Below are 14,284 nucleotides of genomic sequence, written 5' to 3'. Positions count from 1 at the left end.
AAACAGGTGGCGACGGCAGGGCGGCGGATCCGCCGCCCTGTCCTGCTGTGAACCATGGACCGGATAGAGCCCGTGGTGGACATGCTGCTGGGACGCTGCGTGTCAGGACGGCTGTGAGGGGAGGCGGTACTCGTATTTGCGGGGGCGCAGGTCTTCTTCGGCGGGTTCCCAGTCCTGATGGTGGGTGACGGTGTCTCCCGTGGCGGTGTAGGGGTCGGTGCGGGTGTCGACCTTGATGTCGCTGACGACGTACAGGTCGACGGTGTTGTTTGGGTCGCGGGCATGGAGGACTTCGTTGATGGTCAGCTCCACGCTGGTCGCTGCGCCGGTGGTGCCTTTGACTTCGACGTGGCGTTCCTCGCTGCCGCGGGTGCAGCGCAAGTCGTAGGGCTTGCCGAGGCGTTCGACGTTCCAGCCGCGGCTTTCGTAGTAGGCGGCGGCGTGGTCTTCGGCGTGCTTTTCGATGGCGGTGCGCTTTTTCGGGTCGGAGATGTAGCCGGCGCCGCGGCGGCGGCGCTGGGGCTTCTTCTTGCCCTCGACTTGATCGGCGGTGAAGCCAGGGGATTTATCGAGGGGAACCGTCTCGGGTTGGGCGGGGTCGATGGGGATGCCGGCCTGCTGCAGGAGCGGCAGCGCGGGCATCGGGACGAGTTTGCCCATGCCGCGATCGGTGCCGGAGCGGCGGATGGCGTCACTCCCAGCTTCGGTGAGAGGACCTCCCGGGCCGAGGGGGACATCGTGCAGGACGGCCAAGGGCTCAATACCGAAGCGGCAGGGGTACTTGATGCGCTGCTCGACCTCTTCATCAGGCCAATGCCAAGCCGTACCGGAGTAGAAGCCACCGCGGACTTCGAACAGGTAGAGGGTGGCAGTCTCCTCAAGCCAGTTCTTGAGCTGGACGCGTGGAGAGGCCCCCGTGGCCAGGACAGCGAAACGCGGGATGGCGCCGTCGTACTCGGGCTTCTTCTCCGGAAATCCCCAGGAGCAGGTCTCGATGCCGTGCTCGAGGTTCCGCTGAGCCTCGACGCTCTGGCCCACGTGAACCATCAGGAACAGACTGGAAGTTGTCACACAGCACATCGTAAGGCATCCACTATGCAGTGGTCGATACAGATGGGAAGGTGCTGCCGGCGCCAGCCGCCACGGCCGGCCCGACCGAACTACCGCGCCAAGCAGCCTCACTGACAGGGCAGTTCGCACGGTCACAGGGCCGGGCGTAAGCCGCGCCATCTGCCACCGACCAGACAGGCGTTGCCGAGCTTGGTCGCGAGCGTGTAGCTGACCATCCGGCCTCGGTGCCCAGGGCGAACCGACGCTGCCGCCCCATCCGCCCGAACTGACGGCTCGTCCGGCTACGCTACGCTCGTTCGGCATGACGACCGAGGTGTATGTCGCGCAGTTCCTCCTCTGCGCACTCGATGCGTCCGGGGGCCGTCTCAACGAGTTGCTGGCCCCTGAGGCGATCATGGAGTCCGCTCAGCTCGACACAGCGGAGAAGGACGCCGTCATCTCGTCGCTCATCGCCCAGCAATACGTCAGCAGCGAGGGCGAGCGAGCCGATGGTTCCGTACACCTGATCAGGCTGACGGCCAACGGCTTGGAGCAGGCACGGCACTTGCGCCGAATCTCTCAGTCAAGGGCCGAACGCGATATCTACCTCCACAACGTGCTGGTGCGTTGGGCGTACACGCACACCCCTCCTGCGGGTTCGGTAAGTCTCCAGGAGTTCGCCGGCAACGAACGCTGGTGGTTCGCCGGAACCCAAGTCACCTGGGACGAGGTAGAGGCCGCTGTCGGTTTCCTTGAAGCCGAGACACTTCTCGTGGCGGAACGCACCGTCGGCCGCATCGGAGTCCGGCCAACTCCCCTGGGCATCAGGTTTGCCCACTCCAACATGACCTTGAGGACCTTCATGACCACCCAGCAGCCGCACTCTCCCGGTGTCACGAACAACTTCAGCGACAGCATCGTCGTCCACGGGGCGGTATCCGGCAGCGCCCTCGCCACGGGCGGCAACAACACCCAGACGGTCACGCACGGGGTGGATGCGAATGCGTTGGCGTCCCTGATCACTCAACTGCGCCAGGTGGCACCCACGTTGCAGCTCCCCGAGGACGACGTCCAGGACCTCTCCGAGGAGATCGACACTCTTGAGCGCGAGGGGGACGACCTCGGCCGGGGCCAGAGAATCTGGCGCAGGATCGCGCGCATCATGACCCCCGCCATCACATCCACCGCCGCGGCAGGCTCCGAACAAGCCGTTCAGGCCGCTATCGCGGCCGGTTCGCAGTTGTTCAGCTGACCTGCGGATCAGCCGAGGGGATCCCGCCCCCTGCCATCTCTCCGCTTCCACTCGCTCATCGCATCGCCTGCCGTGTGTGGCGGTTACACCGCTCGCTGCCCGGGCCGGACAGACATTCCCGCTGGATCCTGAGGGGACAGCAGGTGGTTGGATCCCGGGTCGGCTCTGGCGCGTACGGCAGCCACGGGTTCCAACTCGGCTGTTTCGCAGCCTGGATGGCCGCTTAGCGGTCTACGATCCTTCGGCATGACACTCCTGCGTTTGGTCGCGCAGTTCGTTCAGGCGGCGTTCGAAACGCAGTCGCCCTACACCCGGGTCCTGAATGTGAAAGAGGCCCTTCGTACCGCTCAGATTGACAAGGCGTACAAAGCTGAAATTCTCGGGATGCTGCAGGAACACGGCATCGTGCAGAACGAACAGCGCCTCGTCTGGGAGCAGTGGGTGTGGACAGATACGGGGTTGCTGCACGCACAGCAGTTGCAGCAAGACTCGCAGGACAGAGCCAAGCGAGACATGCACCTCCACAATGCGCTGGTGCGCTGGGTATACGAGAGCTTCCCTCGCCCCGCAGGATCAGTAGACGCTTGGGAGTTCGTCGGCACAGAGGGCGGGTGGTATTTGGGAACCGAGCTCTCCTGGGATGAAGTAGTTGCTGCCCTTCTCTACCTCGAAGCTGAGGCCCTTCTCATCATTGAACGTCTCCCAAACGGCAGCGCCCTCGTCCGGCCGACCAACATGGGCATCAACTTCGCTACCGGACGCGAAGACTTAAAGACCTTCATGGCCAAACAGCAGCCGCGGAGCACCGCATCCGTCACGAACAACCACAACAGCATCACCGTCCACGGAAACACACACAAAAGCAACCTCGCGAGCGGAAGCGGCAACTCCCAGGCCATCACGGTCAACGTGAATGCAGAAGCGTTGACATCACTCGTGAGTCAACTCCGCCAGACCACGCATGCCCTGGATCTACCCACAGACGACGCCCAAGACCTCGCCGACGGCATCAACGCTCTGGAGCGCGAAGGCAGCGATCCCAATAGGGGCCGCCGCATCTGGCGCTCCATCAAGCGCATCCTGATCCTCGCCATCACATCCGCCGCCACGGCAGGCTCCGAACAGGCTGTCCAAGCGGCCATCACGGCCGGTTCAGAACTGTTCGACTAGCTGATCGTTTCAGAATGAAGTGGGTTGTGAGGCTTGGCAGTTGGGTGTCGTGTCGGCAGGATTTGTTGGGTGCCTGCTGATCTTGCGCCTGACGACCTGTGGGAACGTGTGGCCCCGCTGTTGCCGCCTCGTGCGCCCAGACGGCATCGGTATCCCGGGCGGTTGCCTGCGGATGACCGGGCTGCGCTGCGTGGCATCGTCTACGTGCTGTGCAAGGGCGTGAGTTGGCGGAACGTTCCCGCGGAGCAGGTCGGCTGCAGCGGCGTGACGGCCTGGCGGCGTCTGCGGGACTGGACCGAAGCGGGCGTCTGGCCGCAGCTGCACGACGTGCTGCTGGTCGAGCTGCGGGCCGCGGGCCTGCTGGACATGGACGACGCGGCGATCGACGGCTCGCACGTCCGGGCGCTGAAAGGGGGGCTCGCACCGGACCTTCGCCGGTCGACGGGGCCCGGCCCCGGTCAGCAGGCGGGAGAGGTACCGCAGGGTCGAGCTGGACAGATCGATCCCTGATGGGTAGACAAGCATGTGAAGCTCCGGGCAGACAGGTTGCCCTTGGTCGACAACCCATCTACCAGGAGCTTCGCCCTTCCCCCGACATCACCCGGCGCCAACTGCCCGCTGACACTGTCGAGTTGGAAACGGCTGACTGCGGTTCTCGTCCGGCAAGAGCATGGCCCGTCTGGGGCGCTAGAACCAGGAGGTGAGCTCACACCTGTGGCTGCCGAAGTCATGGTGACCTGGCAATCGGACGACGTGGGTGTCGCTGGCCAGGTTCTGTTCCGCGGCAGTTGGGAAGCGCTGCTGGATCGTGTCGGAGTGGCTCATCCGAGAGCAAAGCTGTTTCGGCGTGCTGCCGTTGTCGACTTCCTCATGTCCTGGCGCTTCGGCTTGGAGCAGGTGGCCATAAGAGGTCGAGGGTCAGACTGTTCCGGCCCGCCCACATTCGGCCTCGTGCGGCCTTCCTCAGTTCTCGAGGAGGGCTTGCTCCTCAGCGGTGAGCCGGCCAAAGCAGGCTTCCTCCGTGGCCATGACCGTCGTGAGGTCGAGCACGGGTGCTGCGGCGTGCCGGGCGTGAAGGAACCAGCCCTTCTTCTTGTACGAAGCCATGTAGTAGGTGCCGTTGCCTTCGAGAGGCTCCTCCTGCGGTGGCCTGATCTCTTTCCAACCCCGAGCGGTGAGACCGGACAGCATGATCTTCAGGCGCCGCCGCGTGTCAGCCGGATTGGCGGCGCTTGGGGAGCGGTGTCGATTCCCGGTGGACGACCAGGAGACCACGCAGGGGGTCAGTCGGGTGTCGAGAGCGGCGGCCTTGCGTCCCTTCTCGGTGTCGGTGAGGGCGCGTGGCTCCCGGGGCGCGCCGAGCCCCGCCTCCACTTTGCCGCCTGCCAGTCCGGCTGCCGCGACAGCCGCCTGCAGGTCCCTCCGAACGGCCTTCTGGTCGAAGGGCACCGATGCCGAAGAAGAGGAAAGGGCAGGGGCCGTGGTCGCGGCCGGGTCGGCGGGGCCGACGCCCGTGCCGCATCCGGTGGCGAGAATTGCTCCCACGGCGACGGCGGTCGTCCGTGCGACATTGATCGTGTTGGTGCGCATGTGCTCTTTCTCGGCGCCCCGACTGCTGGGCATGATTCGGTCCGGTCGGTGCCGAATCTTCGCACGACGGCTTCTCCACGATGGGAGGGGGCCGAGGTCTTCCGGGCCGGTGAACCGCCGTCGAGCGCTGGTGACGGTCTGCCGCGGTTCCCATGGTCGCCATGCGCCGGTGTCGTGCCGCCGCTGTGGTGCGGCCATACCTACGCCCAGCTTGCAGCCGGGTTCGGCGTCGGGATCGCCACCGTCTACCGCTACGTTACCGAGGCGGTTGAGGTCCTGGCAGCCGTCGCCCCGGACCTCGCCGCAGCCGTACGCACTGCCGCGCGCAAGGCGTTCGTGATCCTCGACGGCACCCTACTACCCATCAACCGGATCGCCGCTGACCGCCCGCACTACTCCGGGAAGCACAAGAAGCACGGCATGAACATCCAGGCCATCGCCGACCCGTTCGGGCGCCTGCTGTGGGCCTTGGCCGCGCTGCCCGGCGCGGTCCACGACGTCAAGGCGGCCCGCACCCACGGCGTCATCGAGGCGCTGGCCGAGGCCGACATGTGTTGCTGGGCGGACAAGGCGTACCAGGGTGCCGGCGGAACCGTCCGCGTCCCTTACCGCGGCCGCTGGGAGAATCTTCCGCAGGCCAGAAGGCCGTCAACCTTTCCCACGCGAAGATCCGAGCAGTCGGCGAGCAGGCGATGGCCACCCTGAAGTCCTGGCGACTCCTGCGGACGCCGCGGGCCCGGTCTGCGGCCTGGCGTCCGGCGCGGCCGCCCAGGAGGCGCTGGACGGTGGCGGGCGGGATCGCGGCGAGCAGGCCGATGCGGTGGACGCCGTAGTCGTGCAGGGCCTGGGCCTGGCGGGGTCCGATGCCGTGCAGGGCCTCGACAGGAAGGGGTCCGAGCCAGTCCGCGACCTCGTCGGGGGTGATGGCGAGGACGCCGCCCGGGCCGGTGATCTGGCCGGAGGCGGTGGCGGCGACGGTGACTGACGGGCCGATCCCGACGCGGACGTCGACGCCCAGCCTCGAGATGGTCCGCACGCGCAGCACCTCTCCCAGTCGGGCGGCGTCCACGCCGTGGTAGCGCAGCGCGCCCTTGAGCTCTGCCAGGGCGGCTGTCGGGGGCAGTGCCTGGACGATCGGGGACAGCTCCGCCATCTGCTCCAGCACCTGCCGGTAGAGGTCCTCCGGCAGCCGGTCCGGGCAGCGCACGTGCATCACGCTCGCCCCCTGTCGTGCTTCGGTCCCTGTCTCCACAGCACTCACCTCCTCCACTCCACGTTATCGAACTAGAATTCGAACACGCGAGGTGGCGAACCCGATGGCCTCTGGATCTAGAATCGGATGCATGTTCGATGACCTGCCGCCTGACCTGGCGCGACTGCTCACCCTGCGGGTGTGGCACGCCATGTGGCTGCAGCGCATCGACACCAAGATCGCCGCCCTCCAGGAGCGGGAGGCCGAACAAGAGCAGGGCCGCCGAAACCGGCCCGCGGAACCGGACTGGGTCGTCGAACTCGGCATCGGCAACGGCCGCCCGCCCATCGAAGTGCACGTGGGCGGCTGCTACGCCGCGGGCAAACGACGGTGCCCCGTCCCGCGCGACGAAGCCCGCCGGCTCCTCACCTCGGGCGTGCGCGCCTGCGGTCACTGCCAGCCCGACACCGCGCTGGAGATCATCGACTTATCCGCCGGCTCAGCCCTCTCCATCGCGATGCGCTGACCGGCACCCTGCATCTTCTGGCCTCAGGCTGCTTTCGCGGTGACCAATCCACCCATCACCCGAAACAGGACACCCTGATGACCAGCACTCCCCCGCCACCAGTCAGCGAACCGGACCCCTCCACCTTCACCTGCCCCAGCAGCCTGGTCGGCCCGTGCTCCGGCTGCCAGCGACGCACCCACAAGTACGGCACCGGCGGCATGCCCCTGTGCCAGTGGTGCCTGGCCCCCGTCCAGCAGAACTGGGGCTCCACCGTCCGCTTCACCAGCAGCCGCCCGTAAACACCTAATGCGACGTGGCCCGACAGCCCTGCGCATCCTCGACCAACCGCCCACGGCCGAGGCCGCCTCTCCCCCGTTCAGCGGCGATGCCTCGCCGCGCTTGGGCCTGCGCCTGCTTCTAGGCTGAAGGCCTCGGGGCTTGTCGCGGAGGTCCCCCATGCCCCGAACCATCTGGTCCGGCGCCATCTCATTCGGCCTGGTCACCGTGCCGATCCACGTGGTCAACGCCCGGGAGGACCACTCCATCCACTTCCACCAGGTCCACCTGGAGGACATGGGCCGGGTGCGGAACCGCAAGATCTGCGAGATCGAGGACCGTGAAGTAGCGCAGTCCGAGATCGGCAAGGGCTACCAGTGGGGCAAGGACACGATCATCCCGGTCCTCGACGAGGAACTGCGGGAGATACCGCTGCCCACCGCGAAGGCCATCGAGATCGAGGCATTCGTGCCCCTGGACTCCATCGACCCGATCCAGATCGGCGAGGGCTACTACCTCGAGCCCGACGGCCAGGTCGCGGCCAAGCCGTACACACTCCTGAGGCAGGCCCTGGAGCGGTCGTCGAAGGTGGCCGTCGCAAAATACGCATGGTCGGGGCGCGAGAGGCTGGGCCTGCTCCGCGTCCGCGACAACGTCATCGTCCTGCACTCGATGCGCTGGGCCGACGAGATCCGCGACCCGTCCCAGCTGAAACCCGAAGAAGTGGAACTCACCGACGACGAGATCGCCCAGGCGGAGCAGCTCATCGACCGGCTGACCCGCGACGACCTGGAAGGCGAGGAGTTCACCGACCGGTACACGGAAGCCGTGGAGCAGCTCATCGACGCCAAACGGGAGCACCGCGAACCGCCCACGGCTGAGGAGCCCGAGGCACCGGGGCAGGTCGTCGACCTGATGGCCGCGCTGAAAGAGTCCGTGGCCAAGGCCAAGGCCTCCCGCGGCGAGGACGCCACCGTCCACGACATGCCCGGAAAGAAGACTGCAGCCAAAAAAGCGACGGCAAAGAAGACGGCAAAGAAGCAGCCTGCCAAGAAGGCAGCCAAGAAGACGACAGCGCGGAAACCGCGGCGCAGCGCCTGAAACTGCTCAGTACTCCAGCAGCGTTTCGCTGTCTGGGCTGGCCCGGGGTGCGCGTGGACGAGGCCACCGATGCCTGACGCGCCGGGGCAGTTGCTCGTCAAGCTCACGGCAGGAACGGGTTCACGAGGCAGGCTGATCGGAGAGCCACGATCGTCGTCGCCCCGGGGCCAGGGCCCGTCCGGCGGCTCGTCTGGAACGCGTGTCAGAGTTGGGCGTGCATCCCGACGGCTCGCAGCAGCCGGATCGCCGCGACCCGCTGGTGGCGCGGACGATCCTCGGTCAGCAGCTCGCGCAGCAACTTCTGCGGTACGCGGTCGGCCCACGGCAAGAGGGCCGCGGTCGCCTGCTGGAGCACTGCCGCCGATGGGTCGTCCAGGAGCGGTCGTACGTCATCGACGCGCACCGCGTCCAGTGCCCGCAGCCCGGCCACCGAGGAGGCACGAACGCCGGGGACCGGGTGCGCGAGGAGCGCCCGAATCCGGTCCGTGTCCTCGCGCGTCCCACACTCGCCGAGGCCCACCGCGGCGGCGGGCCGGCCCGCGGGGCCGGCCCGCGGGGTCGGCACACAGCGCGCGGTACAGAGGCACCGGGTCCGTGCCGCCCTGCCGCAGCACCCACCGGGCGCACGCGCGTACTACGGCGGACCGGTCGGTGAGATACGGCTCGGCATCGGCGTGCCGCCCGGCCCGGCGCAGGGCGGTCACCCCCGCCGACCTGACCCTGGGCCGCCGGGACCCGAGCAACGGCACCACGACCTCTGCGAACTCCTCGAAGGTGCCCTCGCCGAGGGCGGCCACAGCCGCTTCGGCGCACAAATTCTGCACCACAACGTCGCGGTGGCGGGCGGCAATCTGAGCGAGCCGCGCGATGGGGAGCAACCGCCGCTCGAAGGCGACGCGGTACGCGAGGCGAGCCGTGGCCCGGTCGCCGCTGTCGAGCAGCGCCTCGGCTTGCGCGGCCGGGCCCGCACGCAGCGCCCCGGTCAGCAGCTCCTGGGTGAAGCCGCCCCGTGAGCGGCCGCCGACCCGCAGGATCAGCGCGGCGTGCGCGGCCAGCTGGTGCGGGGGCGCCTCGGCCAAGAGCGCGCGGGCCCGATCGCGTACCGGCCCCGCCCAGTCCGCGCAGCGGATGACGACCAGCGCAAGCAGCGCGGGCCGCACTCGCCGCGGGGGACGGGAGAGGCGGAGCCGGTCTGGGGCGATGGTCAGGACGTGGCCGGGAGAGCCCAGCTTGGTCCGTCTGTCTTCTCGTAGTGCACGGTCTGGCGGGTCGGTGTGACGGTCAGGAGGAAGGCGTCGCGCTCGGGTTCGGCCCCGAAGATTTTCGAGCTGCTCAGTGGCCGCGAACTACGGGTCGGCGGCTGCGTCCAGACGTCAACGGCCGCGATCGGTTACGGCCCCCAACTGCCCCTGGGCGTGCACGGGCGGGTTGTCAGCTGTTCGCAGGGCGGTGATCTGCGAGGAGCAGGGCCAACGGCCCTGCGGGGAGGAGGAATCGCCCGTCGTGCACGGCCTGAAGGGCATCGGGCATCGGCCACCACATCAGCTTGAAGTCCTGCTCCGTCTCGGTGAGTTCCTGGGCGCCGAGGGTGAGGTCGCGGGCTTCGTAGATGTGGACGCGCGCCGGAGAGCTCAGCGTGATTGCGTGTGAGCCAAGCTGCCGCCATTGCCCGGCGGTTACTCCGGCTTCCTCTCGCAGCTCGCGGCGGGCGCAGTCCAGCGCGGTCTCTCCGTCTTCGCGGCGTCCGCCGGGCAGGAACAGGTACTCGCCTCCGTGGGCGGGAAAGTCGGTGCTCAGCAGTGCAACTAGGCCGTTTACGTCGAGTGCCACGACCACGGAGGCGTCACGCATTGATCCATCGCTCATACGGATCGAGCGTAGCGGTCAGTTGTGTACCCATGCGGCGAAAGGCACATTCCACACGGCAGGGTGGGCGATGCCACGGCCGTGGAAGCCGTCGTCTCCGTAGGCATCGCCGTGGTCGGCGCACATGATGACCAGCCAGCACCGACCCCGGCCGTAGAGCCCGTCGAGCAGCCGGCCCAGGTGAGCGTCAGCGTAGGCGAGCGCGGCCGCCTGTGAGGCGCTGCTGTCCGTGCTGTTACCGAGGTAGTGGCCGTGGGGGACGTGTGTGGCCGAGACGTTGACGAACAGCAGTAGCGGCTGGCGACCGTCGTAGTGGTCGGCGATGGCGAGGGCCTGGTCTGTCTGGTGGCGAGTGGAATCGGGCTCCGGGGAGCAGAACTCGGGCCGCCAGTGCGCCTCGTGGAACATTGCAGGCAGGACCGAGCCGAGCGGGGTCTCGTCGGAGAAGTAGGTGACCCCGCCCACGCACACGGTGCGGTAGCCGTGCAGGGCGAGTCCGTCGAGGAGATTGGGGGCGTCGAAGACGAACGTCTGGGGCGGCACCTTCTTGAAGGCCGGTGGGCGGCACTCCCACAGGCGGGCCGGCTGCTGGGGCTGAGGCAGTTTGGGCAGAAAGCCGGAGAAGAACGCCATGTGGGCGGGCAGTGTGAAGGTTCCGGGCGTCTGTCGGCGTTCCCACTGTCCGCCCGGAAGGAGCCCGGCAAGGCGCGGTGTGCGGCCGTCCTCGAGCGCACGGTGGGCGACGTCGTGGCGCAGGGAGTCGAGCGTGACGAACAGGATGTTGGTGCCGGACTCGATGATCTCTGCTGCGTTGATCACGGGCGGGCTCCGTCTGTCGACGTGGGGGGCCAGGGCTCGATCGTGCCCTTGGCCTGGGTGTTCACGGGGATCGGGATGCGGTCCCGGGCGATGAGGTCACGAATCACTGCGAGCCCGGTGGTGTCGTCCAGGAGCGTGCCGAGCGGGGTGTAGAGGCGGATCCGTACGGTGTCGGTGCGGTTGTCGGTTCTCGCGGACACCCACGCTGCCGGGGCTTCAAGGGCGTTTGCTGCGGCCAGCAGTTCCTCTTCGGGCTGTTGCCCGAGGTGGCGGACGTGGCAGGCGTAGTGCTCGGCGTTGATTGCGCCCTGGCACAGACGGTCGGCGAATTCGACGCTGACCGGGTGTCCGTCGTGGGCCACGGCGAGACGGGGGGTCTTTGTGGTGACGACCAGGCAGGCGCCCAGCCACCAGCCGACGGCCTCGTGGATCTGGCCGGGGTAGTGCCCGACGGCGCCGCCGTCGCGGATGACGGCGGCCGTGTCGATGGGGTTAAGCAAGGGGGCGCTCCAGATCGGCGATGACCCAGTTGGCGAGCTCGTCCGGCGTTTTGTCGTCGGTGTCGAGCCAGATCGCGGTGTCGTCGGCTTCGGCTACTTTGGCGAAGTTGGCGAGGAGGCGCGGGAGCCGGTCGGGGATGTCGAGCAGATCGGTGTCGTCGCTCTTCGTGTCTGTCTTGGTGGCCAGCCGCTCGCGCAGCTCGTCCTCCGCGCAGCGCAGGTAGTAGGTACGGGTGGGCGTTGCCACGTAGGGGCGGAAGGGTGCGAGCAGCGTGGTCACCGCATCGGTGGGGACGCGGTGGACGGCGGAGTGACAGGCGATGACGGACGACAGGTAGCGGTCAGCCACCACGGGCCCGTGTGCCTGGGCTTGCCGTATCCGGTCGGACGCGTGCAGCAGTCCGGACAGGTAGAACCCCAGCTGAGGCAGCGGCCGCAGGGTGCGTTCGATGAGCGGGGACCAGTCGGTGTGCGGGTCGGGCAGCGTGTGCAAGGTGGATGCCTTCAGGCGTGCGGCGAGCAGGCTGGCCAGCGTGGACTTGCCGACGCCGGACACGCCTTCCAGAACGACGATCGGGTGGTCGGTCTCGTAGGAGAAGGGCTGGTAGGGCGGCGGGATGTGGGTCATAGCGTCCCTTCGGTGAAGGATGTGACGTGCCCGGCGACGGCTGCCACGAGCCGTTCCGGGTCGGACAGGAGCTCGGTCACGCTCAGGCGCAGGTCATCGCGTAAGAGGCACGGCTGGATGCCGCCGTTGTGGTCGACGCGCAGGGCCCAGAAGCCCTCAACGCACTGGCTGCGTAGGAGGCAGGTGCCGCACTGGCCGAGGTGGTGCCGGCCGAGGTTGCGGTGGATCACGTCGATCTCTATGCCGTCGATGCGGAAGACGCGCCGGCCCTGGCCCACCCCGGCGACTTCGACGTGCTCGTCCGAGGTCAGGGTGCGCAGGTAGGTCAGGATCGCTTCGGCCGACACGGCTGAGGCGGCCCGGGCTTCGTTGAAGTCTGTTCCGACCAGTTCGATGAACTGCACGGGCAGGCGGCGTTCCAGGGCGAAGTCGAGGATGTGCTCCACCTCGTGGGCGTTCTCCTTCTGGAGCAGGGTGTTCAGTTCCACCCGCTGGAACATCTCCCGGGCCGCCTCGATGCCGTCGAGGACGGTGTCGATGCCGATGCGGGTCCCGGCGATGGCCTTCAGGCTCTCGTCGGAGAAGTAGTGGAGCGATACCTTCACCTTGTCCAGGGGGGTGCGCGACAGCCACGCCCGGTGAGTGCGGACCCGGGTCCCGTTGGTGATCAGCGTGTAAGAGCCGTCCGGCCCTTGCGCCGGCAGACCTTCCAGGATCGGCCGGGCCATAGGAGAGGACAGCGGCTCCCCGCCGGTGAAGTACACGCGTTTGAGGCCCTCGGCCGTCAGGGAGCGGATCAACGCCAGGTAGCTGTCCGGGTCCAGTGCTCGGGTGCGCGGCTGCCGGGAGCGGTCCGCCCTGGTCAGCGGGGGCGGGACGTCACCCTCGTTGTGGCAGAACCAGCACGCGATGTTGCACCGCGGCGTGAAGGAGACGCGGAGTTGCCCGCGCAGGGCCGCGAAGTTCTTCAGTGCTGTGAAGTCGACGGCGTCGGCTTCTACAGGATGAGTCAGCGGTTGCATACTGGCCTCCAGAGCATCCGTGAGATCGGGCCCTTCGCCGCCCCGTCGGGGGGAGGCAGGGCGGCGAAGGCAGTGGACCCGGCACGGGAATTCGCTGAGCCCGAGGGGGAATAGGGGCAGCGCCCCGCGCCTGGGTCGAGTCGGGAATCAGGGGCTGATGCCCCGCTCGTATTGCCTGCGGAGGTACTCCAACCGCGCATCACCAAGCAGGGGCGCAGCGGAGAACGCTGGGTGTCCGCTGTGTGGTCACGTCGTGAAACAGACCGCTCAGCTCGGCGGCAAGGGGCCGGCCGCGAGCTGCTCGCTTCGGACCTTTCCCCGCACCCGGCCCCACTCCCTGCCGCCGGGAACTTCGCCGATGTTCGCGATCGTCTGCCCGAAAACGGTGGGGATCCTGAGGTTGGTCATTGTTCCTCCGTGGTGTGGACGGTCAGATACAGGCGCGTGGGCCCCCTTCGTCGCGCCGGGGGATGCGCGGCGAAGGGGGTGAGCACCAGCGCGGGAAGGGAGAGCCGGGCCGTAGGGGATCGGCCGTCAGCTCCCTGCGCTGGGCGTACGGCCTGCCCGATGGCCTGGGCACGGACGGTCTTCCGGGCCACCGGACAGGGGTCTATGCGGCCGTCCCGAGTTCCTCAAGCAGCTCGCCGAGGTCCAGGACACGGAAGCTCGAGAGCCGGCGGACCACCTGCGAGGCCAGGAACGTGGCCAGGTCGGGGTTCCCGTAGGGCACGGCGATGTCCGGCCGGGCGACGACGTGCAGGCCCCCGCGGACGAGACGGCCGTAGAGGACTCCGCTCACGCCGTACAGGGGGGCGCTCTGGGCGAGGAACACCATCGGCTGCTTCTCCATGTGCGGGCACAGCACCGCAACGGTGCGGACGTGCCGGGCGCACACCGGGGGCTGGTTCGTCAGAATCTCCGTCTGGGTGGGGTTCTCGTCCCTGGGCCCCGCAAGGAAGATGAAGCCGGCCTTCGTCCGGGCGGGCTGTGCGCATACCTGGCAACGGAGAGTCTGCATGGTCATCATCTGCCGGTGCGGGTGCATGAACTTCCACTGCGGCTCCCCGGTCGGCATCCCGTCCACGCCCAGCGGATTCCAGCCGACCCGCGCGAACAGCACACCGCGGGGATCACGATCCCGGGGATCTTCGTCGAGGTAGTGGAGGCGGCTTCGGCCCGGCGCGCTGCGCCTGATGACCAGGTTGTCGGGCGCGGCCTCCTCCCCCACCCGCTGGATGACGTACGGGACTACGGCCGGTCCGGCTGCGGTGGAAGGCATGGAGCGATGCGTCCTTCTCGACGGGGCGGGC

16 protein-coding genes and 3 pseudogenes are annotated in these 14,284 nt (G+C 68.0%); 7 read left to right on the top strand and 12 right to left on the bottom strand.

The genetic code is table 11. The features are described 5' to 3' along the window. Nucleotides 1-102 precede the first annotated feature (102 nt). Entirely contained in the window at nt 103-1,047 is a 945-nt protein-coding gene (locus tag OG788_RS46510) for a protein NO VEIN domain-containing protein (protein WP_406376639.1), read from the bottom strand. A 325-nt stretch (nt 1,048-1,372) separates the two neighbouring features. Between OG788_RS46510 and OG788_RS46505 the strand changes: the two genes are divergently transcribed. The 3 genes and pseudogenes from OG788_RS46505 to OG788_RS46495 form a co-directional block, all read left to right on the top strand. Then, a complete protein-coding gene (locus OG788_RS46505) occupies nt 1,373-2,302 on the top strand; it encodes a hypothetical protein (RefSeq protein ID WP_406368330.1) in 930 nt (309 codons plus the stop codon). A 246-nt stretch (nt 2,303-2,548) separates the two neighbouring features. Next, complete coding sequence (locus OG788_RS46500; RefSeq protein ID WP_406368332.1) at nt 2,549-3,472, top strand: hypothetical protein; 924 nt, start codon at nt 2,549-2,551, stop codon at nt 3,470-3,472. Between the two features lie 69 nt (nt 3,473-3,541). Next, nucleotides 3,542-3,933, top strand: a pseudogene (locus OG788_RS46495) (transposase); the annotation flags it as partial. Nucleotides 3,934-4,435: 502 nt separating this feature from the next. Here OG788_RS46495 and OG788_RS46490 read toward each other — a convergent pair. After that, a complete protein-coding gene (locus OG788_RS46490; protein WP_406368334.1) occupies nt 4,436-5,062 on the bottom strand; it encodes a hypothetical protein in 627 nt (208 codons plus the stop codon). A gap of 183 nt (nt 5,063-5,245) precedes the next feature. Here OG788_RS46490 and OG788_RS46485 point away from each other — a divergent pair. Continuing rightward, nucleotides 5,246-5,796 (top strand): annotated as a pseudogene (locus OG788_RS46485) (transposase family protein); the annotation flags it as partial. Here the strand turns inward: OG788_RS46485 and OG788_RS46480 are convergent. After that, a pseudogene (locus OG788_RS46480) lies at nt 5,787-6,275 on the bottom strand (hypothetical protein); the annotation flags it as partial. The pseudogenes OG788_RS46485 and OG788_RS46480 sit on opposite strands and share 10 nt — an antisense overlap. Before the next feature lie 130 nt (nt 6,276-6,405). Here OG788_RS46480 and OG788_RS46475 point away from each other — a divergent pair. The 3 genes from OG788_RS46475 (at nt 6,406) to OG788_RS46465 (ending at nt 8,139) form a co-directional block, all read left to right on the top strand. Next, complete coding sequence (locus OG788_RS46475) at nt 6,406-6,780, top strand: DUF6233 domain-containing protein (RefSeq protein WP_406368336.1); 375 nt, start codon at nt 6,406-6,408, stop codon at nt 6,778-6,780. A gap of 77 nt (nt 6,781-6,857) precedes the next feature. Beyond that, on the top strand, nt 6,858-7,061 hold the full coding sequence (locus tag OG788_RS46470; protein ID WP_406368338.1) for a hypothetical protein: 204 nt from the start codon (nt 6,858-6,860) through the stop codon (nt 7,059-7,061). A 157-nt stretch (nt 7,062-7,218) separates the two neighbouring features. Beyond that, on the top strand, nt 7,219-8,139 hold the full coding sequence (locus OG788_RS46465; protein ID WP_406368340.1) for a Ku protein: 921 nt from the start codon (nt 7,219-7,221) through the stop codon (nt 8,137-8,139). Nucleotides 8,140-8,341: 202 nt separating this feature from the next. On the opposite strand, the gene OG788_RS46460 is transcribed toward OG788_RS46465, so the two are convergent. From OG788_RS46460 to OG788_RS46420, 9 genes are all read right to left on the bottom strand, one after another. After that, entirely contained in the window at nt 8,342-8,542 is a 201-nt protein-coding gene (locus OG788_RS46460; RefSeq protein WP_406368341.1) for a hypothetical protein, read from the bottom strand. Continuing rightward, nucleotides 8,529-9,299, bottom strand: coding sequence for a hypothetical protein (locus OG788_RS46455; protein WP_406368343.1), 771 nt, complete (start codon nt 9,297-9,299; stop codon nt 8,529-8,531). The genes OG788_RS46460 and OG788_RS46455 overlap by 14 nt, the downstream gene beginning before the upstream one ends. A 271-nt stretch (nt 9,300-9,570) precedes the next feature. Then, entirely contained in the window at nt 9,571-10,005 is a 435-nt protein-coding gene (locus OG788_RS46450) for an NUDIX domain-containing protein (RefSeq protein WP_406368345.1), read from the bottom strand. A gap of 18 nt (nt 10,006-10,023) precedes the next feature. Beyond that, nucleotides 10,024-10,824 (bottom strand): STM4013/SEN3800 family hydrolase, encoded by an 801-nt coding sequence (locus OG788_RS46445; protein ID WP_406368346.1) that lies wholly within the window; start codon nt 10,822-10,824, stop codon nt 10,024-10,026. After that, nucleotides 10,821-11,324, bottom strand: a complete 504-nt coding sequence (locus tag OG788_RS46440) for a hypothetical protein (RefSeq protein WP_406368348.1) — start codon at nt 11,322-11,324, stop codon at nt 10,821-10,823. The genes OG788_RS46445 and OG788_RS46440 overlap by 4 nt, the downstream gene beginning before the upstream one ends. Beyond that, nucleotides 11,317-11,952 carry a dTMP kinase gene (locus tag OG788_RS46435; protein WP_406368350.1) on the bottom strand — a complete coding sequence of 212 codons (636 nt, stop codon included), beginning with the start codon at nt 11,950-11,952 and terminating at the stop codon, nt 11,317-11,319. Before OG788_RS46435 ends, OG788_RS46440 begins: the two co-directional genes overlap by 8 nt. Further along, nucleotides 11,949-12,974, bottom strand: a complete 1,026-nt coding sequence (locus OG788_RS46430; RefSeq protein WP_406368351.1) for a radical SAM protein — start codon at nt 12,972-12,974, stop codon at nt 11,949-11,951. Before OG788_RS46430 ends, OG788_RS46435 begins: the two co-directional genes overlap by 4 nt. 267 nt (nt 12,975-13,241) lie before the next feature. Next, complete coding sequence (locus OG788_RS46425) at nt 13,242-13,382, bottom strand: hypothetical protein (protein WP_406368353.1); 141 nt, start codon at nt 13,380-13,382, stop codon at nt 13,242-13,244. A gap of 202 nt (nt 13,383-13,584) precedes the next feature. Continuing rightward, nucleotides 13,585-14,253, bottom strand: a complete 669-nt coding sequence (locus OG788_RS46420) for a hypothetical protein (protein WP_406368355.1) — start codon at nt 14,251-14,253, stop codon at nt 13,585-13,587. Nucleotides 14,254-14,284: the final 31 nt, after the last annotated feature.

This window comes from Streptomyces sp. NBC_00647 (assembly GCF_045207245.1).
In the GTDB taxonomy this organism is placed as follows: domain Bacteria; phylum Actinomycetota; class Actinomycetes; order Streptomycetales; family Streptomycetaceae; genus Streptomyces.
Note: the sequence above shows the minus strand (reverse complement) of the source record. Positions and strands in the feature narration are given on the sequence as shown.